Source organism: Sporosarcina gallistercoris (assembly GCF_014836415.1).
Classification (GTDB): Bacteria; Bacillota; Bacilli; order Bacillales_A; family Planococcaceae; genus Sporosarcina; species Sporosarcina gallistercoris.
Genome location: NZ_JACSQY010000007.1, coordinates 131173 through 154160, shown reverse-complemented (window position 1 = coordinate 154160; position 22988 = coordinate 131173). Strand labels below are relative to the sequence as shown.

The window sequence follows — 22988 nt, the reverse complement described above, 5'->3', positions numbered from 1 at the left end:
TACTTAAATACACTACTAAATGTAGTTTGAAATGGAAGTGTTTGTGTTGTCGAAGAAAATTTTTTGGATTATCGGGTTAGTGGCTGTATGTATCATAGGGATTATCGTTTTAACCGATGTTAGCGAAAAGTCGGTTGTGTTGGATTATGAGGGTCAACCTTTTTTAGGTGAAGAGTCTGCGCCAGTTGAAATTGTTGAGTTCGGTGATTATAAATGTCCAAGTTGCAAAGATTTTAATGATAATCTTTTACCGATTATTTACAAAGAATTAGTTGAAACTGGAAAAGCGAAACTGTACTTTATGAATTATTCATTTATAGCTGCTGATTCAACGACAGCTGCTCAATTTGCAGAGTCGGTTTATCAAGAGCTTGGAGATGAAAAATTTTGGGAGTTCCATGAATTATTGTTCGAAAATCAACAACCAGATGCTGAACAAATCAACTATTTCACCGAAGAATTTCTGAAAGAACTTCTGGCTGATGTCGCAAGTTCCGAAGAGGTGGAAAAAGTACTTTCCGCGTATCAGAATCATGAAGGTGAAGCAGCGTTGAAGAAAGATATGAAAATGGCAGATAGTCTGAAAGTGTCTTCAACCCCAACGATCTTTATTGGTGGAAAAGAATTTAAGGGCCGCACTATGAATGACTTTACAAAAATGGTGGAAGAGGCGGCTGCGGATGGTAAGTAAACCATTGCTATTTGCTTGGTTAGCATCGCTCACCGCGATGATTGGAAGTTTGTTTTTTAGTGAACAGATGGGGTTCGTTCCTTGTACGCTCTGCTGGTATCAGCGTATTTTGATGTACCCTCTCGTTCTTTTCCTAGGCATCGCATTCTATAGGAACGATCGGGATATTGTTAAGTATGTACTTCCAATGTCGTTAATAGGTGTGCTAATGTCTGGTTATCATTATGCTTATCAAAAGATTCCTTCACTACACGAGTTTAGTGTATGTACAAGTGGAGTGCCTTGTTCAGGGCAATATATAAATTGGTTCGGATTTGTAACAATTCCTTTTTTGTCGCTGATAGCTTTTGTATTTATTACAATTATGATGCTCGTCCTCTGGAAACGGAAGTGATCGCTCGTTAGCAGTTTTTCGTGTCAAGTGCAGCTGCTGCACTTGACGGGCGATTGCATAGGGATTTGTCCTGTGGAAACCATCTATTTTGAAGATGAGGTGCCAGAAGAGCAATTGACATCAATTCTTATTGCTAAAGAATATTTTGAGGTTGCTGAATAATTGTATGGAAAGAAGTCTTTTACTCCTCCCAAGATAAAAACTTTCTTTTCTAGTAGTTGGCATACATCGATACTCCTTTCTGTTTCCTGACTCACTAGAATTAGTAGAAAGTTTTGGTGCTTGAAAATGTATCCTTATTTTCAAATATCTCTCCAAACTGCCTCACACCTTCATTTCCTCTATAGGAGTGGGGATGCTTCCATTTCTTGAATATTAATAATCAAATAGAAAGTAACTAAATGGGTGATGGAGGGAACATATGAAACTCATCGTATTTGGAGCTTCTGGAAAAACGGGGAAGTTGCTTGTTGAGCAAGCGCTTTCTGACAACCATATGGTCACAGCATTCGTAAGAAACCCAAGTAACTTAAACATTTCAAATCCGAACCTTACGATTATACAGGGAGATGCAACAAATGCATCAGCAGTAAAAAAAGCGATTCTTGGGCATGATGCTGTTATTTCAACACTTGGAACGGAGACTGGATTACGAAAATCGACATTACTTCATGAAATGACGCAAAACATCGTTCAAGGTATGAAGGAACAGCAAGTGTCGCGAATCGCTTACATGGCTTCCGCGGGAATTGATAAAGAAATACCAGGGATGATCGGAAAAATTACGATGAAATTGCTTGGAAATGTACTGGACGATCATCATAATGCAGTGGCTGTGTTAAAAGATAATGATTTACAATGGACGATTGCAAGACCTCTAGGACTCAACGACAAACCGTTGACAGGGTCATATCGCAAAGAGGCAACTGGGGTTCCTAAAGGCGGTCGCACAATTTCTCGTGCGGATGTCGCCGACTTCTTATACCAGGCTATTGTTAATGAAGAATTTATCCATCAGTCTGTTGCTTTAAGCGACTAGATAGCAAGAAAAGTAGAAGGCCAAGTACTAACACATTTTAGGGATGTGCCAGTACTTGGCCTTTGAGTGGTTCATCTATTAATGATGCATCGTATGCAAAAGACGGATTCTTTGAGCGAGCAATTAGAAGGCTGGGAGAACTTTTTGGATATGCTACGGATTAATAGAATACAGCTTGAGAACACATAAGGAGGGACAGTGAATGAACACGATGATCTACATCGATCCGGTCGTGGATTTGCATACGAAGGCATTTGTTCAAGTCATCATTGAATTCAGGATAAGTCCTGCACATGTTGCTGCAGCAGTGGATCCTTTTTTGCCTTTGGAAGAAGCGGAAGAACAAGTCGACCACAGCCATAAAGAATTTCAGAGCGAGCTTGCCACAATATTGGCGGAGAATCAGTATCCATATACAATCATGCACCTATATAAAAACAGTTTAAATGGTGTCGCTTTAGAACTTCAAGGAATCGCGATCCAGAAACTGTTATCTTCTCAAGTGATCAAAGCCATTTATCCAAATCGTGAAATGAGGATACCTAAAAGCTCTATAATGTGACAAATCATACATGATAAGAAATAGCCCATCTGGATGTGAAGATACACACAGATGGGTTTTTCGTGTGGTTAAAATGCTTGTTGATAATGGAATATTCGGATTAAATAAATTACCCCAATTTACAAGCTGACGATTATTGGTACGCTTAACATAGGAGTATCCAAATTGTTACTAGAAAAGGGTGTGATCTAAAAGAAGTGATTTTGGATAGAACGTAAAAAAACTCTGAAATCAGAAAGGAAGAAGATGATGAACAAACGAATGACGAAGCGTTTTATGACAGTGGCTATGTCTACATTTCTAGTTACAGCTTCATTAATAGGGACACATGCACTTCCGATTGAAGCAAAACAGAGTGCAAACAGCGCAAACAGCGCAAGGGAAATTTTGAGCAATCTAACTAAAGAGCAGCGTGCAGCCATCCAAGAACTCGATAAAGAAGTTGGATTTACGGTTCATCCGGCAATTAATCAAAAAAGCGAAGCGCAGGTAGAGCTCATTATTGAATTCAAACAAGATCCTGCTAAGGTAGCAGTCGCTAAAGGTCAGTTTCAGGAAAAACGAAACGCTGTCTCTTTAAAGGATGCAGAGAACAAAGTGGAGGCGTCCCACAGTGAATTTAAGAAAGTGATAAAGAGCTTGGAAAAGCAGCCTTACAATACGTTAGGCTCTCATTCTATTGAGAAGAACAACGTAGAAATTACGAGAGAATATCGTGATGCGTTCAATGGAGTGGCTGTTACGATGCCTGGCACTGCGATAAAGGAAATACTGAAGACTGGTTTAGTGAAGAGAGTATGGAAAAACGAAGAAGTGAAGGTAGATCTACCTGAAATTAAAGAAGAAACAATTGAACCCAAAATGATCGATAGTATCCCTCAGATCGGTGTGGATCGATTGCACGCGGATGGGATTACTGGCGAAGGTATCAAAGTCGGTGTCATTGATACAGGAATCGATTATAATCACCCGGACTTAGCAAGTGTCTACAATGGCTATCAGTCTGCAGAGGGGAAAGATTCGGCTACAATCGACCCGGATAGTGTAAAAGGTTGGGATTTTGTAGAAGATGATGCAGATCCAATGGAAACCACTTATAAAGACTGGTTGAAATCAGGTCAGCCTGAATTTGACCCGTATGAAAGCAGTTATTATACATCCCACGGTACACACGTTTCTGGGACAGTTGCTGGACAACAAGAAAACGACGTAGACTACGCCGTTAAAGGTGTCGCACCGGGGATCGAGTTATACGGCTATCGTGTCTTAGGACCATACGGAATGGGTGACATGATTGGGGTAATGGGTGGAATCGACAAATCGGTCCGTGATGGAATGGATGTCATCAACCTCTCTCTAGGAACTTCAGCGAACGACCCATTGTCCCCTGTGTCAATTGCAGTGAATAATGCGATGCTTTCCGGTGTAGTCAGTGTCGTAGCAGCAGGAAACGCTGGACCTAATGCACAAACAGTGGGAGCACCAGGAACTGCAGCACTCCCGATTTCTGTTGGAGCAAGTGATGTAGCACAAATCTCGCCAACGTATGCTGCATCGACTGAAGAATTATCGTTTAGTGACGTGAGATTATTGGCAAAAGACTTTTCCGATAAGATTGAGGAGTTTCAAGGTCAATCGTATCCGTTAGTTTATGTAGGTTTTGGTGGGGAAGATGGATTTGAAGGAAAAGATGTAACAGGGAAAATTGCATTGATTCAACGAGGGCAGCTTTCGTTTGGTGAAAAGTTCATGAATGCAAAGAATGCAGGCGCTAAAGCAGTCATTGTATTCAATGATTCAGAAGGTCAAATACCTTATTACGTGGGAGAAAACAAGTCCTATTTACCTTCCTTCCGGGTATCTAATGAAGACGGTCTGAAATTAGTAGAGTCCGCCAAGAAAAATAGTGATTTTACATTTGGAGAATTGAGCAATATCAAATCTGAAGGAGATTATTTGGCAGGGTTCAGCTCCAGAGGACCTGTCGCAAGTAGTTATGATATCAAACCGGATCTTGTTGCACCTGGGGTATCCATTTTCTCTACATACCCAGCGTATGTAAACGATCCCATTGACAATAACTATGAGAGTGCTTATGCACGAATTCAAGGAACCTCAATGGCGGCGCCACACGTGGCGGGAGCTGCAGCACTTATCTTGCAACATCATCCTGATTACACGCCGTTCGAAGTCAAGGCGGCATTGATGAACAGTTCAGTCGATATGAAAGAGGATTATTCAGTCTACGAAGTGGGAGCAGGGCGTATCAATGTGTACGATGCTGTATATGCAGACACAGCTGTAACTGTGGTGGATCAAATCAGCATGGTCGAGGATGATGAACCGACTACACTGGAACACGAAACAGGATCTCTTCGCTTCGGTAGTTATTATATTTCTGAAAGTGAAGCCATTACGAATACGAAAAAAGTCAAATTAGCTAACCATGCAGACGCGGAGAAGTCCTATTCGATTGAAGTGGATTTCTTACAAGCAAATGATAATCGACAAGATGCAGCTGCCAATGGCGTCGTATTGAATGTTCCAGATAAGATGACAGTAGCAGGCGGTAAAGTGGTGGAATTTGAAGCGGAAATTAGTGCTTCTGAAAAAGCAGCATTCGGAACGTATGAGGGGTATCTCCGAATTTCAGATGGGGACGGTGCAACCCACCAAATTCCATTTGCGCTTCGTATCTCCAGCAAAGGATTCGCTTCCATGGAATTCGATCGACCAGCAGTTCCGAACGTGTGGAAGTATCATCCGTTCTTGCTTCCATTTATGGGTTTGAAGTTGAACTTAAAAAGCCCAATGGAAACGGTTGACTTGGTTATTAAAGACTCTAAAACAAACGAGCCGCTAGGAATAGTTGGTACGTTTTATGACTTGAAGCCGGACCTGGATTATATTTCATCCAAAGGTTTCATGGGCAACATTCTTCCATTCACGGGAGATTCCAAGAACCCAATTGGCACTGAGTGGGTCCGCTTACCTGAAGGCGATTATCTCTATGAACTAATGGGTACGGATAAAGATGGTTCCGAATACTCAATGGAAAGAGTGGTAGTGGTAGACAACACGCCACCTGAAATAGAATTCCTAGATCATCAACCAGGCATTATTGAAGTTGATGAATCCATGTATACAAAAGAATTTGGTCTCGATGCTTTTTGGGTTCACACAAATATTTATGACTCGACGGTGGATCTCTTGAATGGGAAAGGTTTAACATACGACCAATCTGGCAACATTGTCACAGTTTATCAAAATAGCCCGTTTCCAAGTGCACTTGGAGTTGCTCCGGATGGTGCCATGAGTTTTGGTGTATTGCCGGAGGAAATTGAAGAGGGTCCTGTTGTAATCGATTTAGCACCTGTGGACTTGGCTTCGAATGCGGATACGAGAAGTCTAACGAGGTATACGGTCATTAAAAAAGGGACTTCATATGCGTTACAGACATACGACAAAGAAAAATTATATCTCGATGATCGATTTACGATGACGTTGAATCTGTCACAAGTTGAGAATTTATTGTCAGGAACATTTGGAGTGGAATATGATCACGAAATCTTTAAGTTTGAAGGTTTGACGTTGAATGATGAATTTAAGAAGTTTGCAGATGAAAATGGTATTGAAGTTCAGGTAGATGACCCTAAGATTGATAAAGGGCATTGGTATGACATGCTTCACGTTGGAGCGACCCTACAATCCAGTGAGGAATTCAATGGGTTTACGGGAGACAGTCCCTTCATTGACGTGACGTTTACAATGGTCAGTGATGCGTATTATGAAGGTGCAGGCGCATTAGGTGTTGATGCCTTCAAATATAAGAAACATGGTGAAACAGAACTGCAAGATTTACCGGTATTTCTTGCAAATCCATTTGAAGTCGTACCCAAGCATTCCATATTGTCAGGTTTCATCACACCGGAAGCGTTTACCCATGACGGATTTTTGGATATACAAGATTATGACAAAATGGGCGCCAAAGTATATGCAAAAGCTGAAAGTGGAAAAATCTATCATGCAAAAGTGGATGAATACGGTGAATACTTCTTCTACGATATGCCCGTATCGGACAAACAATATACTGTTTACTTTGAAGTACCAGGTCATTTGAACAAACAACGGACAATCCGTCCTGGAGTCGAGTACAATGGTGAATTTGTGGGGGAAGAGTTTTGGGTGAATGCTGTGCCAGCACCTGCTGGAGATGTTAACAATGACGGTGTTATAGATATAAATGATGTTATGCGTGTGGTTGCACAATACGGTAAGAACCATCTGAGTACAGACATTAATAAGGATGGAATTGTAGATGAAACCGATATTCGCTACATTGAAAAGAATTTCTTGAAAGTCGGCGACGATGCCAAAAACAAGAAGCCACTTGAAAAACTCGGTTCAAAAGGCTTGAATGATTTCTTAAAGGCATTAGGACTTGAGCCTATGAAGTGAAAAAAGTGCTTTATATAGTATGAAAACAGACAGGCAGCCCCCAATGGGGGCTGCCTGTCTTGCTAGGATAAGATCTAACAACGATTCGTACCAAATAATTTGTATGGCAACACGAAAAGCCGAAAACCTTGGTGATACTCCTGGAAATCATTCCATTCAAAAGGAAGCAAGGTTTCGAAACCAACTCAATGAATCCTTCCACGTCACTTCTGTTTATAAGAAGAATTTTCCGAAACTTGCTTTCTCTTTGATAAGGACTAAAATAGAAAAGTACTTTATTGGAGGAGAACCATTATATGAAAACTTTAATTCGACCTATTTTTCAACGGTATTGGAATCCTTATGTCGTTTTACTCATTGCAGGGGTTCTGAGTGCCTTATATTTTGGTCTGACTTCAACAGTTTGGGCTGTCACTGGTGAATTCACTCGACTCGGGGGGGATCTCCTGAAACTGTTCGGGGTGGATATTTCCGGATGGGCATATTATGACATGGTGCACCTGAAAGGAACGACTTGGAGCCGCCCGGATGGCTGGATTGTCTGGGGAATGTTTATCGGTGCTTTGATGATGGTGTTATTAAGCAATAACTTCAAAATCCGGCTTCCGCAACAGAAACGCCGATATGTCCAAGGGCTTGTCGGTGGAATCATTGCGGGATTCGGTGCACGTCTGGCACTCGGCTGTAACTTGGCTGCATTTTTCACAGGAGTTCCTCAGTTCTCATTTCACTCTTGGATTTTCATCGTGGCGACTGGAATCGGAACGTTCTTTGGGGCCAAATTGACAAAGATGCGCTGGTGGAAAGGCAAGCCGACGTTAACGCGCGGTGCTGCCAAACCAACTAAAGTGAAAAAACGGGTCATCCAGCCTTATGTGGGAGTCGCGATTGCAATTGTCTATCTTGGCTTGATGATCTATTTCTTCGCAACTGGACAAAAATTGCTTGGGCTAGGTGCGCTATTCGGACTCGCATTCGGAATTCTCATTGAACGCGGTCAAATCTGTTTCACTTCCGCTTTCCGTGATCTGTTCCTCGTAGGACGCAGTGTTATGGCAAAAGCGATTATCGTTGGTATGGCTATGAGTTCTGTACTAACGGTGATTATTATTTCCGTATATGACTTAACGCCAATCACTCAAATCGCAGCGCTAAGCACATTTGTCGGTGGCGTATTGTTCGGTCTCGGTATTGTCATGGCTTCTGGATGTGAAACCGGTATGATGTATCGGCTCATGGAAGGACAAGTCCTGTTCTTACCTGTATTTGCGGGGAATGTCATTGGTGCCACTTTGCTTGCGTATGCTTGGGATCATCTAGGCGTCTATAATACTTTGGTCAAAAGTGGAACGAAAATTAATCTGCTGGATTCGTTTGGCCCTGTCGGCGCTATCCTTGCAACACTCGCAATGTTAGGCGTACTATATGCATTAACGGTGTATCGGGAAAAACGCTATCATCGCCAATTGGCTATGAAAAGAGGAGGGAAACAACATGCAAGCTAACAAAGAAGCCGATTTCACACTCGATCTACGAGGGGAATCCTGTCCCTATCCGGTCATTTATACACTTGAAGCACTGGAGGGCATGAACAAAGGAGAGTTATTACAAGTCATCACGGATTGTCCAGGCTCTTTCCGTAATGTACCGGAAGAAGCGATTGCCCATGGCTACACATTTGCACAAGATCCTATTAAGAACGGTCAAGAGTATCTTTTTTATATTTATGCTTGATGTGAAACCGTGACCCCTCGGAAGTCCAAAAGAGGAAAGTGGCGGACTGGATGATCAAAAAAAGGTGAACCTCACAAAACCCGAACGACTAAGCAGGGGAATGGAGGTTCACCTTTTTTAAATTCAAATTAGTTCATGTCTATGAATACGGCGCGCATTTTAGGCGCATTTTGCTCATCCGTATCGGTATAACTACCAAAAACCGTCACATTAGTGCCTTCGGGAATTTCGGTGCGTTCACCTAAACGGAGATCATCGACCCAAAGTACCTCTTCAGAAGAATCGGTGATGTCCTTTTTCAGTCCGTATCGTCCTTCTTCCACCTTAAAAACCGTTCCTGTAAAACTTACTTTTTTATTAGCAGGGACGTCCCCTTTGGCTATGTCTTCATACTCGACTTCAGTAGAATCTCCTTTTAATCCTTCTTCCAATCCAACCTGCTCCTCATCTGCTGTTTCCGAACCTGATTGTTCCTGCGATGATTCCGTAGCTGCCGGCTTTTTATTGGAATCTGAAGTGTTCTCAGACTTGTCCTCATTGTTGCACGCAGCAAGCATGATGCTTGCTACTAGTAAAATGACTGCTTTTTTCATTTTCATCGCCTCCCTAGTTAATGATAATCAATTCTGCGTAAAAAGAAAACTGAAGAATGGGGTCGGTCCTCAAAAAAACTGTGAAGAGTATATCTTCACAGGAGTTGAGTTGCTGTGCGACCATCGCTATTCTTTAATCTGCCAGAACAATTTTGCATCCTTCGGTAATTTTCCGAAGATGAAGCTTGCAAAAGGGACGAAACGGTGGAAGAACCAGATGATAAGATAGCATAGAATAACCGTTATGAAATACTGCAAAAAGATTGTAATATGCCAAGATATCGGTGTTCCGCGTGTCGGCAAGTATTTCATCACTTGGAATAACACGAGTGGATGCATCCATCTGAATCACCTGCCAGTATACCGTAAAAATAGAACGAATTGCAGAGTAATCCAAGTTACAGGAAGAGAAAGTGCCAAGAGAGATTACGCCTTATGGTTCCTCTTCAACGTAGTAATAAATAAACCAAACTCCTGCTCAAAAAATGGGACGTCAGCAGAGCAGGGATTATGAAGCGGAAGTTGCTTTTGAAATTGTAACAGCAATGGCAGATGAAATGTTTTCTATAAAAAAGGACCCGCTGTGGGTCCTTTTTTACATCGATTATGGATTCGTAGACCACAGTCCCGCGGATTTCAATAATACGCGCGGGTGAAGTTTCAACTGTGCGACCATGACATCTGCTAAATCTTCCGGCTGCATTACTTTTTCCGGATTCCCATCTGTCAATTTCTCGTCAAATGCCAAATCCGTTGCAACAGTGCTTGGAGTAAGCGCACTGACCCGGATATTGTGTTTACGAACTTCGAGCATAAGTGATTCAGTAAGCCCGAGGACTCCAAACTTAGATGCGCTATAAGCACTTGTAACTGGAGCTCCTTTTTGACCGGCAGTGGAGGCGATGTTGATGATGTCTCCAGACTGTCTTTCAATCATTTCAGGCAGTACCGCTCTAGTCGTATAGTAAACGCCCATTAGGTTAACATCGATGATATTTTTAAATTCTTCTGGAGACAATTCCAGGAATTTCCCGAATTTCCCGATACCTGCGTTATTCACAAGGATGTCGATCGGTCCAAGTTCTGATTTAATATGCTGAACGGCCGTTGTGGTGGATTCCTGATCGGACACATCCGCCGAAGCGAATACAACGTTCACGTTATATTGACGCAACTCTTCTGCTACTTTTTCCAAGTTAGCTACGGTCTTTCCGATTAGTCCAACATGGATTCCTTCTTTTGCAAATGCGATTGCCGTAGCACGTCCGATACCTCGTCCTGCACCAGTGATGATGGCATTCTTACCTGTAATGGGTTGCATGGATTTGCTCCTTTTCATCTGTATTTCTGACTTATGAAGTATAGCAAATGAGATGGATGCATACTAAGGAAATGGCTTGGTTGCCATCTCATTCTTCCGTTGACGACAAGGGGTGTGACTTAAAAACCGACTGTCTTGGGATGAGGAACTATCCTGTTCTTTACTCCAGTAATCCGGCGTTTTCAAGAAACTCACGCGCCACGTCCTCTGGATTTTCCCCGTCGGAATTTACGCGGAAGTTCATGTCCCGCATTTCATCATCCGTCACTTTTCCTGCGAGCTTATTTAATACATCTTCTAACTCTGGATACTTCTCGAGCGTTTTTTCCAACAAGAGAGGGGCTCCTTGATAGGGCGGGAATAGTTCCTGATCGTCTTCTAGTACTGTCATTTCATACTCCTTCAATTCACTATCCGTCGAGTAGGCATCCATTAAGTTGATGTCACCGGTTTCAATCGCTTGATACCTCAATTTCGGTTCCATCGTTTTCACGGAAGGGAACTCCAGACCATAGAGCTTTTGAATTCCTTTATAGCCATCTTCGCGGTCATTGAATTCAAGAGTGAATCCAGCTTTTACATTCGCTTTGACTGAAGCCAAGTCCGAAATGGTCTTCACACCGGTCTGTTCTTCAAACTGCTTGGAAATCGCCAATGTATACGTATTGTTATACGACATCGGTGGAAGCAGTGTCATGTCAAATTGTTCGGCAAGGCCATCACGCGCTTGTTCGTACACTTCCTTGCGATCATTGCTGACAGCTTCTTCTTTCAGAAATTCTGAAAGAGCTGTCCCCGTAAATTCGGGATACATGTCAATGCTGCCCGATTTGAGCGCATTGAATACGAACGAAGTTTTACCTAGCCCGGGTTTCAGTTCGACAGTCAGGTCAGTTTCTTCTTCGATAAGAAGTTTGTACATATTAATGAGGATTTCCGGTTCAGCACCGAGTTTCGCACCGAGCACTAATTGCTTATTCGAACGTCCTGACAAAAATGGCAACACAATGACGAGCAAGGCAACAACGAAAAATACGATGAGAGCGGTAGCAGCCCGTTTGAATGAAAGACCCTCGAATTTCTTAAGCAAAAAGTCGAATGCGAGTGCTAGAAGTGCCGCAGGGATCGCTCCCATTATAATAAGTGACGGGTTGTTCCGGTCAATCCCAAGAAGGATCAAATCACCTAGTCCACCCGCTCCAATAAGGGCAGCAAGCGTAGCGGTTCCGACGATAAGCACCATCGATGTACGGATACCAGCCATAATGACAGGCATCGCAAGGGGAAGTTCCACTTTGATCAGTCGTTTCCACGTCGTCATCCCCATTGCAGTGGCAGCTTCTATCAATGATGGGTCGACTTCTTTGATCCCCGTATATGTATTGCGCAGAATCGGCAATAACGCATATGCAACGAGTGCGATAATGGCAGGTACTTTCCCGATACCGAGAAGCGGGATAAGTAATCCGAGCAAGGCGAGGGACGGGATGGTCTGTAACACTGCACTTGCACCGATGACGCTCTCTGCAATCCGTCTTTTGTTCGTTAGATATATTCCGAGTGGAATGGATATCAAGACTGCAAAAACGAGTGCAATCAAGGAAATTTGAATATGCTCTAATAGCGCACCGGCCAATTCTCCTTTTCGATCTTGGAACACTTCAAAGAAATGGCTCATACCGTCGCCGTCCTTTCTTTCTCCTGTGCCGCTAAAAAGGCGAGCAATGATTCACGGGATAACGTGCCGACGATGAATTCATTGTCTACGACAGCCACCACATCGGTGACCAATAGTGTATCCAGCACAGTACTCCATCCAGCATCGATTGCTAACGATGGAGCCCCGGGTGCAGGGATTTCAGACGCAGGTGTCATGTGGTCCCGGATGACAAACGGTTGAGTGCCGCCACTTCCGATAAATTGTTGGACAAACGGTGTAGCGGGGGCTGCTGTAATCTCTTCAGGTGTCCCGAGCTGTTCGATTTTGCCGTCCTTCATAATGCAGATCCGATCTCCTAGTTTCATCGCTTCTTGAATGTCGTGAGTAACAAATACAATCGTTTTTCTAATCGTCCTCTGTAAATGCAGCAAGTCTTCTTGCAGCTTCAATCTGCTGATTGGATCAAGTGCACTGAACGGCTCGTCCATCAAAACAATATCGGGATCTGCAGCAAGCGCTCGTACAACTCCGATCCTTTGTTGCTGTCCACCGGATAATTCACTAGGTTTACGTCCTCTGTATGTATCGGGATCCAACCCGGCCATATTCAGCAATTCAGTCACGCGCTTGTGGATACGGTCTTTTTTCCATTGTTTCAGTTCAGGAACAATCGAGATGTTCTCTTCAATTGTCATGTGAGGAAACAAGGCGATCTGCTGCAGGACATACCCGATTTGCCAGCGGAGTTCGTGAATGGCATAGTCACTAATCTTTTTATCATGAATACGAATGGTTCCGTCTGACAATGGGATAAGACGATTGATCATTTTTAGTGTCGTGGTCTTCCCACAGCCGCTTGGTCCGATCAGAACAAAAAATTCTCCTTCTGCAATTTCGAAATTCACTGATTCTACGACGTTCGTTTTTCCATCGTAGGACTTAGATACATCTTTAAACTGAATCATCGGCACCGCTCCTTATTTTCCACAAACTCTCTTACTCTCTATTGGCTAGAAAGTGCTCTATATACCTATATCCTTAAATGTATAAAAAAAACCTCCATCGTACAGATAGTTGTACGACTGGAGGGAGGAATCTATGCTATTATTTTTTTCTTTCTATCGGATAGAGGTTCGTAAAGTAATCATTTGTCACTTCACGCACTTTTCCACTCAAGAACAATACAGCAATAACGTTTGGTACGACAACGATTGCGAGCAGCAAATCAAGGAATTTCCAGACGAATTGGAGTCCGCCAAGTGCCCCAACGATAATGGCGATAATGTAAACGAGGCGCATCACTTTTGAAAATCCAGTACCAAATAGAAACTCCGCCTGCTTTTCTCCGTAATAGACGATGACAACGACGGTTGTGATGACGAAAAGGAAAAGGACAACAGAAATAATGATCCCGCCAATAGTTGCCCCAAAAACTGTGCTGTACGCTTCTGTCACCATGGATGAAGCATTATTAGCGTCAATGACTTTCCATACACCTGTAGTCAATACTACCATCGCCGTCATGGTACAAACGATGAGTGTATCGACTATGACTTCAAATACACCCCAAAAACCTTGCTTCGCCGGATGATTATTCACTGCAGCAGCGTGTGCAATCGGTGCGGTTCCGATCCCTGCTTCATTTGAGTATAGCCCCCGTGCCAGCCCCCACCGGATGGCTGCCGCAACACCAGCTCCTGCAAATCCTCCTGCCGCAGATAACGGTTGAAACGCATATGTAAAAATGAGTCCGAATGCCGCGGGCACTTCTGTGATATTGAAAGCTATTACAATAAGTGCGCTGACAATATATAAGACCACCATTGAAGGAATAAGTCGTTCTGTTACACGTCCAATTGCTTTAATTCCTCCGAAGGAGACAAGTGCTACTAAAAGTGCAACAAGAATTCCGGTAATGTAAGGAGGTAATCCAAACGAGCTTTCAATTGTAGTGGCAATCGAATTGGATTGAACCATTGTACTGGCAATAATTTCGATCATCAATGCAAAAGCAAAAATATACGCAACCTTTTTCCAGCCAAGTCCTTTTTTAATATAATACATAGGACCGCCTACATAATCCCCAGCTTTGTTCTTTTCTCGATATTTGATACCTAGTACGACTTCGGAATACTTTGTGCCGATCCCGATGAGGGCAACAAGCCACATCCAAAAAATTGCGCCTGGCCCCCCGAGAGCAATCGCAACAGGAACCCCGACAATGTTAGCAGCGCCCATCGTAGAAGCGAGTGCTGAAGTTGTCGCCTGAAACGGCGTTAGTGTTCCGTCTCCAGAGCCTTTCGACATGATCTTTCCGAAAGTCTGCCGAAGAATGTGCGGCATGTACCTGAATTGAAAGAAACCGAGACGGATGGTTAGAAAAAGTCCTCCGCCAATCAGCAGTACAATAATCGGTGCTCCCCATAAAAAATCTGAAATAACTTCTACCCATTTTGTAAACGCATTCAAATTTACCATCCCCTTTGCTTGAAATCGTGCGTGGAAGTTGCCGATCGTATTTACTGAACTAGTGGTGAATTTGGAATTGCCAATTGGTTTAAATACTATACTAGTGAAATAATAAAAGAGTTGTCAATTATTTATGTATAACAGAATATACTGTCTATTATTGTTCCAGTTATAAAAAAGCTATTCTAAAAAATGCAATATTTAAATAATTTTATTATTTAGTGCGAGAAAGGAAGTAAGGGTGATGGGAAAAGTTGTGCTGAAATAATTCTAGGTGCAATTCCAGTCCTAGGAGTAGCGGAGTATTCATCTTATCTCAAGAGCAAGAGTATTTGAAAACAGTATGGAAGCATGACGCTGAAATAATAGGTCCATAGAAACGCTTGTAGAAATTAGGAACAGCCAGTTGACTGGTTTTCAATTAATTGGGAGAAACGAAAAAGTGAATGGAATATCTATAAAGTCCCCATTAAAAGCATTTTTCTTGAATGAAACTACTACTAAGGGAATTCCCTATTTCTAACCAAATTACTTTAATATCATAGCTTAATTGTATTCTCTTTGATACAATAGTCACAAAGAAAGGGGGAGGTAAAAATGAGAAAAACCTCAACTTTAGTACTAACTGTATTGGTAGCTGTTTTTGCACTTACAATCGTTCTTATGTCTTTCCAATTAAAAACAAACAAAGCAGCTGAGGATGAAGGGATAGCAGATGTAACAGAATCCGGATCGGAAAGTGCTGCAAGTGGTGAAATCCAACATAATCCACCTTCCATGGATGACGTGCCGGATGATGAACTCGGAGATGCTATCAAGCGTGGATATGACCTGGTGAACGATACTTCAACTGTATTAAGAAGTGAAGCGCCGACTGCGGAAGACGGTGAGAAATTAGTGAACGAACTATCTTGTACGAGCTGCCATGCAGGAGCAGGCTTAGACAGTGAAGTTTCTTCTCTTGTAGGAATGTCTGCGGTGTATCCAATGTATATCGGGCGTTCTGGAAAAGTTGTATCTTTAGAAGATCGTATTAATGGGTGTATGGTACGAAGTATGAATGGTACGAAATTTGAAAGCAATGACCCGGATTTAAAAGCGATGGTTGCCTATATGACGTACATTTCTGAAGGGATCCCTGTCGGTGCTGAACTGCCTTGGCGTCATCAGAATAGTGTAGACGATATGCCGATTCCGAGTGTTGCAGATGGGGAAAAGGTGTACCAGCAATCCTGTGCGACATGTCATGCGGGAGATGGCAGTGGAACAGGTTCAAACACGGGCCCTGCATTATGGGGAGATGGATCCTTCAATGACGGTGCAGGCATTGCACGCTTGACTAAAATGGCAGGTTACGTGCATAACAATATGCCAGTTGGAAACCCAGGGAGTCTTTCTGATCAGGAAGTCTCAGATGTATCTGCATTCATCCTTTCACAAGATCGTCCTGAGTTCGCTAACCACGAAGGAGACTGGCCGAATGGCGGACGTCCGAGTGACTCGATGACAAAAGAACGTCGCGATGAAATTAAAGCCGGCACAATCGACTGGGAAGCAGTTATTGGTAAGAAAGAGTGAATAAGGAACCCCCGCTAACGCAAATAAAGCGATAGCGGGGGTTTTTGGTTGTATGGGATAATTATGCATGAATCGGAATGGAACGCTCAAGTAACTCTGATAGATCTTCGGCAGGCATGGTTCGTGCGCCGCCTCCTTGAACGGTGGACGCAGAGCCGCCTCCTTTTCCTTCTATTGCAGGCAGGGCGATGGATGAAACCGTACGCATATCCTGTACAAGAGAATTCGTACGCGAAACTACGAATTGAAGCTTCTCTCCATCGTCCGAAACAAGTACAACAATGGCCTTTTCACAAAGAGCGAGTGTTTTACGGGAAAGTTTCTGCAACTCCTGCATGGACCGATTTGTATAGATTTGTCGAATGACAATAGTCTTTCGCGCTGCAAGGGAGGCCGCTTCAACGTCAAGCAACTGTTCATTCGCGGCTTCTAACTGCTTTTCCAACAGATGCTGCGTTTCCAGCAGTTTTTGCGTAGCTTCAGCCGCTTGTCCTAATGGGGCACTCAGTAGTCGTGCAACAACTGAAAGTTCATCATGAACGGCACCAAGCTGATCGAGGACTCGTCCGCCGCATACAAAATGGACGCGTGTATTCTTTTTCTGCTTTTCAGTGGAAAGGATCTTTAACGATCCAATTTGTCCAGTGGAGCTTGGATGTGTACCTCCACATCCATTTGTGTCAAAATCCGGAATGATCACGAGACGGATTTCTTCATCGACACTGACTTGTTTACGTAGCGAATAGGCGGATAGCTCTTCTTGTGTCACCCATTTCTGCTCAATTGGACGATTCTCGAGGATGATTGCGTTGGCAAGTGTTTCGGCTGCATGTAATTCATCAGCAGAGACGTGTTCAGTCGCGAGGTCGATGGTTACTAGTTCTCGCCCAAGATGAAAACTGACGGTAGGATAGTTGAAAAGCTCGACGAAAGCAGCTGTTAAAATATGCTGACCGGTATGTTGCTGCATATGATCGAATCTTCGGGACCAGTCAATTTCTGCTGAAATCGTTCCGCCAGTGCTTAAGGGACTTTCCAAGTAGTGCCGAATTTCTCCGTCAACTTCTTCCACATCCACGACTGCAATATCTGCAATATATCCTATGTCATGAGGCTGCCCGCCACCGGTAGGGTAAAAAGCAGTGTTTTCCAGTACGGCGAACGGTCTTCCTTGTTCGTCGATGGCGTGCTGCGTCACTGTGGTCGTAAAGCTTGTGCGGTAAGGATCTTGATAATATAGACGATTTTGTAACATCCAAAAACTCCTCTCTGCCTTGACTCTTTTTGTATGTATACATTGTACGGGGTTGCTGTCCTATATGCAAAAACGTCTGGGCCGCATTAGAGCAGTCCAGACGTTTTGTGTGGAGGACGTTTAAGTCTCCGTTGGGAAAGAGAGGGTAACGTCATCCCGATTAGTATAATAAAGATCCCAATGATTTGTAAGAACGTAATATGCTCCCCGACCAATACTACAGAAGCGGTCATCGCGACCGGAAGTTCCATGGCACTCAGAATCGAGGTCATCGCTGTTCCAACTTTTGGAACAGCGATAGAAAAGAGATAGATGGGAATGATAATCCCGAATAAGCCGAGAACCAATCCGTATAATAAAAGGCTTGAAGTGAATAATTGTCCCGTCCAAACGATTTCGGGCGATTGGAAAAACAGGACAACAATTGCTGCAAAAAATGAAGTGAATAACAGCCGGGTAGTTATATCCATTCCTTCTATTGCTTTCTGGTTTGCCATCACAAATGAGGCGAAACTTGTTGCAGAAGCTAACCCGAAAGCCCAACCTTGCCAAGGAATCCCGCTTAAATCGACATTCAAGATCCCTGCTGCAAAAATTGTCCCTGAGAACAGGAAAACGAGTGAAATCACTTCTACCCTCTTCGGTAAACGACGACTTGCGATACAGTCAAACAGCATACCGATCCAAGTAAATTGAAAAAGCATGACAACTGCTAGCGAAGCTGGCATATACTCGATCGTTTTTCCGTAGACCATACCCGTTAAAGCAGTAAAACATCCTGCAAGTATGAGTGTCCAGCCTCCGCCAAAGCGGGGGCGTTTGTGTTGAATGATAACGAAAAGTAAAACAGCGATTAGAAAACCGATGAAGTACTGACTAGTAACAGCTTGAGAAGCCGAATAACCATCTTTAATGGCTAATTTGACAATAGATGAAAGAATCCCGTAACTGCTGGAAGCAACGATTACAAGTAGCGGATATATCCAGAATTTCATAAAGCATTTCCTCCTAAGCTAACTAGTATACCACGCAGATTACCAGTTTGATACATTAGATGTCAGACTTCATTGTATTTCCCGGGAAATGAAAACATGAAAAAACACCCTCCAACTGAGAGGGTGTCTCAGACTGTAGACAAACTCCAGAAATCATGGGGCTTACCTACAGTCTTTTTTCTTTTTCGAAGGAATTAACAATAAAAAGTTGATTTCCGCTGCGAGCGGACGCTTTCCGAGGGGCTTGCTCTCAGTCAATCGAACCACGAAGAGTTCGATTTGCCGTATTTTAGCGAACTTTGCTGAAATTAAGGCAGCACTCATCTCCCTCGCTTTGCTCAGTCCAGGGTCTTCGAAAACACGTGCTCCTAACGCTTCGCTTTTACTCGCAAAAGCTGTTCTTCGTCACAGCTTTCGCTGATCCCTCCGGAGTCGCCGCTCTCCGCTACAATCAACAGGATCTCCCAACTATCAAATGAGATGATGGAAATGATGACGAAGAATCAAGTTAATGAAGGGGAACAGATGGAAATGCTTGCGATCGAACAGGTAGTTTCGCAAGACCATATGGTTCGTAAAATAGATGCAGCCATTGGTTTTTACTTCATTTATCCGTTGGTTGAAAGACTATATTCGATATACGGGAGACCTAGCATAGATGCTGTTGTACTCAATAAATTCAATACACTAAGCGCATTTTGGGGTGTCCATCGCGTACTATGCTTCTCCTTAGCATCGGCGAAGACGCGTTCAACCATCTCATTACATTTCCGAAGACTTCTTTGATTTCATATAGGTTTCTCAAGTCTTCGGTTACATCTAGTTAGACTTGCTAGATGGACAAGGAGTCCGCAAACTACATTCTTTGCTTGAAAGATGTGAATGTCTCATGGGAAATTCAGTTGATTGAAGTGGAGGACGGCGACTCCTGGGGATCAGCGCAGCGCGAAGACCCCGCAGAAGCGAAGCGACGAGGAGGCTGAGGGCAAGCCCCCGGAAAGCGCCCGTCCGGAACGGAGATCAACGGCCTGTTAGCCTTCATTTTCAGAGTCAACGATGCAAAAAGACAAAAGGGTTGGAAATCAAATCGATTCCCAACCCTTTTGTCTAAAGTCTGAAACACCCTCCAACTGAGAGGGTGTCTGATGCTGTGATGATTAACTGTTATACTTTTCTTCACTCGATGATTGGTCTTTAGATTTGCGATGGTTTTCTTGCTTTTCTTCTTCCCATTCCATACGAGAGTCTTCAACCGGTACAGCATCGACTGTTTGCATATCTTCATGCATATCAAAAAGGGATTCTTTTTCAGTTTTTACCGCATCTGGGTTATCCAAATAAGGTTGAACAACCTCTTTTCGATCTTCGGATGTAAAAGACTTCTTCTTGTTATTCATGAATAATCCTCCTTTTAGGAGTTACTCCGCTTTGACGAGTTTTAGTAAAAGACTGGACAGTGCTTTTTGTTCTTCTTTGTCTCCGACTTTCCAAAGTTCTTGAAGTACGTATTGCTCGCGATTTTTAGGTTCCTCGTGCTTAGCCAAGTACCCTGCAACATATTCCGTTGCTTTTGTCAGCTGTTCCTCACTGAGTCCTAACTTTTCACCTTTGTGCACTTTGTCTGAGAGATAATCTTTGAACGATGTAAAGTTCTTTAGGATGTCTTCTTTCTTCTCACTGTCCATTTTGTTCAATTCGCCTTCAACTTTGCCTTTAACGTCCATAGGAAGCGTCCACTCCTTCTATTTGATACTATACAGTATTGACTAATCACCAAAAAATAAACCTTACAAAATAAGTGTTTCTAAAAGTGCTGTTATGGGGAATACATACGAACACAGGGACTGAACAATTTTGTGACGAAGGGAGGGAATGAGTCATGAAGCAAAAACGGTATGTGGGGACATTCCATTCTATTGATAATGTCTTGATTAAAATCACTGAACTGAAGTCGTTCGGCTACGCGAAAGACGAAATTTTGGCGGTGTCCAATTTAGAAGATAACGATCGAATGCTTGAAGACCAAACGGATATCGTGTTGGTGACTAGAGAACAGGATGGTTTTCTTGGCCGTATGAAATACTTCTTTACTAATGATCAGCCAGCGAAGGAAGCATTAGAGCAGCTTGGTTTTAACGAACAGCAAACGCAAGCGTTTTACAATGAAGTCAAAGATGGCGGAGTAGCATTGTTTGTATTGGATGATCCGAAAGCGCCGCGCTCTCCAGATCCATCCGGTGAGAACGCTAAGACGGAGGTTCCAAAATCAGACAGCTCTAGCGTGATTTCGGATAGTGGAGTCCCACTTGAAAATGCAGGTGAAGATGCGGAAACCGAAGAGAACGCCGGTAGGTACCCGCGTATTAATACGAATCATCTCTAATACAAAACCCGACTCGCATTAAGTCGGGTTTTGTTATGAAAACATATGGTGAGGTTGAAAAACTTTATTAACGGAAACCATTATCATTATAGAACATTAGTGTAATGTTACATGAAAAAGTTGCAAGCAAGTGGTATAGTACCAACCTGCTCACAACTACTTTTTTAACTTAATGGCGGTTGTCTTTCATTTCTCCAACTTTCTCTTGCACTTCGCCCTTCATTTTATCCAGTTTACCTTCTGCTTGCTTTTTAGTATCGCCAGTTGCATTTCCGTATTGGTCTTTTGCTTCGCCTTTTGCTTTGTTTACTGCACCTTTTACTTTGTCTGAAAAACCATGATCTGCCATATCTAAAAACCTCCTAAAGTTGTATGTGGTTATTTTATACCCCTGCTTGGGATAGGTTAAACACCGATTGGAAAAGGGTATAGATATTACCAACTAACAAAGTCCTTGAAGAATGCGCCTTCACTCTCAAGACAAAATAGTTCGAACCAAGCTATTGAAAACTTACGAGTATTTGTATACTTATAGATATACACTTTTTAAACTTTTACGGACTTTTCGGAGGTGATGAGATGATTCGCAAAGGGAGATTTGCACGATGGAACGGAAAAGAATACGAAATCAGTTCTAGAAACAAACAAATCTACTTAGCAACGACAAATCCAGATGAGCTGAGAAATGGCTTTTCACTTATAGGCGGCTCTACGACTTCACTGCTTCGACCCGTGGAACTGAAAGAGTTAGAAGACGCTTATGAAATCGTGCCTTATGCAATGCTGGGAGGACATCGATTTGCAATCGAAGGAATCGATTCTCACACTGGTATGGTAAAGCTGGTGACTAATAACGCTTTTGCTGTGAAAAAATTAGAATTGCAACCATACGGTAGTGAAGAATATATGATTGAACTTCCTTTTCATAGTATTAACGTAGAGGAAGACCGTATTCCGATACTAGGCTTTGAAAATCGATTCGTTTAAACAACCCGCCAACGCCTATTTAATAGGCAGGCGGGTTTTATTGTTTCAACAACTGTAAAACGGATTGGGCTTGCTGCATATGAAGAGACAATACATACTGGCCCACTTGTGCAAGTAAATTGGCCTTTGTCAGTGACATCATTTCTTTTGCGATATCCGCATCCCGGATTCTGGATTCCGCACTGGTCAAATTTTCTTCCATCGTCATGGCATTGTTATATGCATGTTCCAGTCGATTGCTGATCGCACCGAGCTTTCCCCGTTCGGAAGAAACAGTTTGAACTGCCTTATCCAACATTCCAATCGCTTTTTCCGCGTCCTGTTGAGTCGCAATCGACACGTCATTGAGTCCTAAAGAGACTGAACTCATGGAATGGATACCAATGGAGATTGCTTGTCCGGCGTTCGCTCCAACTTGGATCTTTAAATCTGTTTGGGAGCCATCTAGAAGTGGCTTTGTATTGAACTCCGTGTCTTTGGAAGTTCGTTGAATTTCCTTTTTCAGTTGCTGGAACTCTTCATCGAGCATTTTGCGGTCTTCATCTGTCAGAGTTCCATTAGAAGCTTGAACACTCAATTCACGCATGCGCTGCAACATGGCATGTGTCTCATCCAGAGCCCCTTCCGCCGTTTGAATCAGCGATATTCCATCCTGTATATTTCGTTGTGCCGTAGCCAGTCCTCTTATTTGACCACGCATTTTTTCGGAAATCGCAAGACCTGCAGGATCATCTGCCGCACTATTAATGCGTAACCCCGTGGAAAGACGCCGCATGGAGGTGGCAGCAATGGAATGTTGAGTATTCATGTTACGAATGACCATGAGACCTGTCGATTGCCATTGACCTAGCAAAGAATTCACCTTCCTT

At 43.0% G+C, this 22988-nt stretch carries 23 protein-coding genes; 11 read left to right on the top strand and 12 right to left on the bottom strand.

Annotation, left to right across the window (positions count from 1 at the left end):
* Positions 1–46 precede the first annotated feature (46 nt).
* The 7 genes from H9659_RS10695 to yedF all read left to right on the top strand — a co-directional run bounded on the left by H9659_RS10695 (position 47) and on the right by yedF (position 8878).
* Positions 47–691, top strand: coding sequence for a DsbA family protein (locus H9659_RS10695; RefSeq protein WP_225217777.1), 645 nt, complete (start codon positions 47–49; stop codon positions 689–691).
* On the top strand, positions 681–1085 hold the full coding sequence (locus tag H9659_RS10690; RefSeq protein WP_191690308.1) for a disulfide oxidoreductase: 405 nt from the start codon (positions 681–683) through the stop codon (positions 1083–1085). The genes H9659_RS10695 and H9659_RS10690 overlap by 11 nt, the downstream gene beginning before the upstream one ends.
* Before the next feature lie 421 nt (positions 1086–1506).
* Positions 1507–2124 (top strand): NAD(P)-dependent oxidoreductase, encoded by a 618-nt coding sequence (locus H9659_RS10685; protein ID WP_191690306.1) that lies wholly within the window; start codon positions 1507–1509, stop codon positions 2122–2124.
* 202 nt (positions 2125–2326) lie between these two features.
* The gene (locus tag H9659_RS10680; protein ID WP_191690304.1) at positions 2327–2686 is read left to right on the top strand and encodes a protease inhibitor I9 family protein; all 360 of its coding nucleotides are present in this window, start codon (positions 2327–2329) and stop codon (positions 2684–2686) included.
* A 246-nt stretch (positions 2687–2932) separates the two neighbouring features.
* Positions 2933–7144 carry a S8 family serine peptidase gene (locus H9659_RS10675; RefSeq protein WP_191690302.1) on the top strand — a complete coding sequence of 1404 codons (4212 nt, stop codon included), beginning with the start codon at positions 2933–2935 and terminating at the stop codon, positions 7142–7144.
* A gap of 296 nt (positions 7145–7440) precedes the next feature.
* Positions 7441–8649 (top strand): selenium metabolism membrane protein YedE/FdhT, encoded by a 1209-nt coding sequence (yedE, locus tag H9659_RS10670; protein ID WP_191690300.1) that lies wholly within the window; start codon positions 7441–7443, stop codon positions 8647–8649.
* Positions 8639–8878: a sulfurtransferase-like selenium metabolism protein YedF gene (gene yedF, locus H9659_RS10665; RefSeq protein ID WP_191690299.1), complete on the top strand. Its 240-nt coding sequence runs from the start codon at positions 8639–8641 to the stop codon at positions 8876–8878. The genes yedE and yedF overlap by 11 nt, the downstream gene beginning before the upstream one ends.
* A 128-nt stretch (positions 8879–9006) precedes the next feature.
* Here the strand turns inward: yedF and H9659_RS10660 are convergent, their stop codons facing one another.
* The 6 genes from H9659_RS10660 to H9659_RS10635 form a co-directional block, all read right to left on the bottom strand.
* The gene (locus tag H9659_RS10660; protein ID WP_191690297.1) at positions 9007–9471 is read right to left on the bottom strand and encodes a hypothetical protein; all 465 of its coding nucleotides are present in this window, start codon (positions 9469–9471) and stop codon (positions 9007–9009) included.
* Positions 9472–9597: 126 nt separating this feature from the next.
* The gene (locus tag H9659_RS10655) at positions 9598–9810 is read right to left on the bottom strand and encodes a hypothetical protein (RefSeq protein WP_191690295.1); all 213 of its coding nucleotides are present in this window, start codon (positions 9808–9810) and stop codon (positions 9598–9600) included.
* Positions 9811–10075: 265 nt separating this feature from the next.
* On the bottom strand, positions 10076–10792 hold the full coding sequence (locus H9659_RS10650; protein WP_191690293.1) for a 3-ketoacyl-ACP reductase: 717 nt from the start codon (positions 10790–10792) through the stop codon (positions 10076–10078).
* A 160-nt stretch (positions 10793–10952) separates the two neighbouring features.
* The gene (gene opuFB / locus H9659_RS10645; protein WP_191690291.1) at positions 10953–12470 is read right to left on the bottom strand and encodes an osmoprotectant update ABC transporter permease/substrate-binding subunit OpuFB; all 1518 of its coding nucleotides are present in this window, start codon (positions 12468–12470) and stop codon (positions 10953–10955) included.
* On the bottom strand, positions 12467–13417 hold the full coding sequence (locus H9659_RS10640; RefSeq protein ID WP_191690289.1) for an ABC transporter ATP-binding protein: 951 nt from the start codon (positions 13415–13417) through the stop codon (positions 12467–12469). Before H9659_RS10640 ends, opuFB begins: the two co-directional genes overlap by 4 nt.
* Positions 13418–13556: 139 nt before the next feature.
* Positions 13557–14921 (bottom strand): alanine/glycine:cation symporter family protein, encoded by a 1365-nt coding sequence (locus H9659_RS10635; RefSeq protein WP_191690287.1) that lies wholly within the window; start codon positions 14919–14921, stop codon positions 13557–13559.
* Positions 14922–15518: 597 nt separating this feature from the next.
* Between H9659_RS10635 and H9659_RS10630 the strand changes: the two genes are divergently transcribed.
* Positions 15519–16499 (top strand): c-type cytochrome, encoded by a 981-nt coding sequence (locus tag H9659_RS10630; protein ID WP_191690285.1) that lies wholly within the window; start codon positions 15519–15521, stop codon positions 16497–16499.
* A 61-nt stretch (positions 16500–16560) separates the two neighbouring features.
* On the opposite strand, the gene H9659_RS10625 is transcribed toward H9659_RS10630, so the two are convergent.
* Together H9659_RS10625 and H9659_RS10620 are read right to left on the bottom strand one after the other, a co-directional pair.
* Positions 16561–17754 (bottom strand): alanyl-tRNA editing protein, encoded by a 1194-nt coding sequence (locus tag H9659_RS10625; protein WP_191690283.1) that lies wholly within the window; start codon positions 17752–17754, stop codon positions 16561–16563.
* An 86-nt stretch (positions 17755–17840) separates the two neighbouring features.
* Positions 17841–18749, bottom strand: a complete 909-nt coding sequence (locus tag H9659_RS10620; protein WP_191690281.1) for an EamA family transporter — start codon at positions 18747–18749, stop codon at positions 17841–17843.
* Between the two features lie 489 nt (positions 18750–19238).
* Between H9659_RS10620 and H9659_RS15735 the strand changes: the two genes are divergently transcribed.
* Entirely contained in the window at positions 19239–19535 is a 297-nt protein-coding gene (locus H9659_RS15735; protein ID WP_404828980.1) for a hypothetical protein, read from the top strand.
* A gap of 371 nt (positions 19536–19906) precedes the next feature.
* On the opposite strand, the gene H9659_RS10610 is transcribed toward H9659_RS15735, so the two are convergent.
* Positions 19907–20146, bottom strand: coding sequence for a hypothetical protein (locus H9659_RS10610; RefSeq protein ID WP_191690279.1), 240 nt, complete (start codon positions 20144–20146; stop codon positions 19907–19909).
* 21 nt (positions 20147–20167) lie between these two features.
* On the bottom strand, positions 20168–20473 hold the full coding sequence (locus H9659_RS10605; protein WP_191690277.1) for a DUF3243 family protein: 306 nt from the start codon (positions 20471–20473) through the stop codon (positions 20168–20170).
* A 155-nt stretch (positions 20474–20628) separates the two neighbouring features.
* On the opposite strand from H9659_RS10605, the gene H9659_RS10600 reads away from it, so the two are divergent.
* On the top strand, positions 20629–21132 hold the full coding sequence (locus H9659_RS10600) for a general stress protein (protein WP_191690275.1): 504 nt from the start codon (positions 20629–20631) through the stop codon (positions 21130–21132).
* Between the two features lie 169 nt (positions 21133–21301).
* Here H9659_RS10600 and H9659_RS10595 read toward each other — a convergent pair whose 3' ends face one another.
* Positions 21302–21481: a CsbD family protein gene (locus tag H9659_RS10595; protein ID WP_191690273.1), complete on the bottom strand. Its 180-nt coding sequence runs from the start codon at positions 21479–21481 to the stop codon at positions 21302–21304.
* Between the two features lie 230 nt (positions 21482–21711).
* On the opposite strand from H9659_RS10595, the gene H9659_RS10590 reads away from it, so the two are divergent.
* Complete coding sequence (locus tag H9659_RS10590; RefSeq protein ID WP_191690271.1) at positions 21712–22119, top strand: hypothetical protein; 408 nt, start codon at positions 21712–21714, stop codon at positions 22117–22119.
* 37 nt (positions 22120–22156) lie between these two features.
* On the opposite strand, the gene H9659_RS10585 is transcribed toward H9659_RS10590, so the two are convergent.
* Positions 22157–22972, bottom strand: a complete 816-nt coding sequence (locus tag H9659_RS10585; RefSeq protein WP_318240719.1) for a flagellin N-terminal helical domain-containing protein — start codon at positions 22970–22972, stop codon at positions 22157–22159.
* Between the last annotated feature and the right edge of the window lie 16 nt (positions 22973–22988).

Coding starts and splice junctions, on each gene's coding strand:
- H9659_RS10630 (WP_191690285.1), top strand. CDS start 15,519: ATGAGAAAAACCTCAACTTTAGTACTAACTGTATTGGTAGCTGTTTTT.
- H9659_RS10590 (WP_191690271.1), top strand. CDS start 21,712: ATGATTCGCAAAGGGAGATTTGCACGATGGAACGGAAAAGAATACGAA.
- H9659_RS10600 (WP_191690275.1), top strand. CDS start 20,629: ATGAAGCAAAAACGGTATGTGGGGACATTCCATTCTATTGATAATGTC.
- H9659_RS10680 (WP_191690304.1), top strand. CDS start 2,327: ATGAACACGATGATCTACATCGATCCGGTCGTGGATTTGCATACGAAG.
- H9659_RS10605 (WP_191690277.1), bottom strand. CDS start 20,473: ATGGACGTTAAAGGCAAAGTTGAAGGCGAATTGAACAAAATGGACAGT.
- H9659_RS10685 (WP_191690306.1), top strand. CDS start 1,507: ATGAAACTCATCGTATTTGGAGCTTCTGGAAAAACGGGGAAGTTGCTT.
- H9659_RS15735 (WP_404828980.1), top strand. CDS start 19,239: ATGATGACGAAGAATCAAGTTAATGAAGGGGAACAGATGGAAATGCTT.
- H9659_RS10650 (WP_191690293.1), bottom strand. CDS start 10,792: ATGCAACCCATTACAGGTAAGAATGCCATCATCACTGGTGCAGGACGA.
- H9659_RS10625 (WP_191690283.1), bottom strand. CDS start 17,754: ATGTTACAAAATCGTCTATATTATCAAGATCCTTACCGCACAAGCTTT.
- H9659_RS10595 (WP_191690273.1), bottom strand. CDS start 21,481: ATGGCAGATCATGGTTTTTCAGACAAAGTAAAAGGTGCAGTAAACAAA.
- H9659_RS10655 (WP_191690295.1), bottom strand. CDS start 9,810: ATGCATCCACTCGTGTTATTCCAAGTGATGAAATACTTGCCGACACGC.
- H9659_RS10620 (WP_191690281.1), bottom strand. CDS start 18,749: ATGAAATTCTGGATATATCCGCTACTTGTAATCGTTGCTTCCAGCAGT.
- H9659_RS10660 (WP_191690297.1), bottom strand. CDS start 9,471: ATGAAAAAAGCAGTCATTTTACTAGTAGCAAGCATCATGCTTGCTGCG.
- H9659_RS10675 (WP_191690302.1), top strand. CDS start 2,933: ATGATGAACAAACGAATGACGAAGCGTTTTATGACAGTGGCTATGTCT.
- opuFB (WP_191690291.1), bottom strand. CDS start 12,470: ATGAGCCATTTCTTTGAAGTGTTCCAAGATCGAAAAGGAGAATTGGCC.
- H9659_RS10610 (WP_191690279.1), bottom strand. CDS start 20,146: ATGAATAACAAGAAGAAGTCTTTTACATCCGAAGATCGAAAAGAGGTT.
- H9659_RS10640 (WP_191690289.1), bottom strand. CDS start 13,417: ATGATTCAGTTTAAAGATGTATCTAAGTCCTACGATGGAAAAACGAAC.
- yedE (WP_191690300.1), top strand. CDS start 7,441: ATGAAAACTTTAATTCGACCTATTTTTCAACGGTATTGGAATCCTTAT.
- H9659_RS10690 (WP_191690308.1), top strand. CDS start 681: ATGGTAAGTAAACCATTGCTATTTGCTTGGTTAGCATCGCTCACCGCG.
- yedF (WP_191690299.1), top strand. CDS start 8,639: ATGCAAGCTAACAAAGAAGCCGATTTCACACTCGATCTACGAGGGGAA.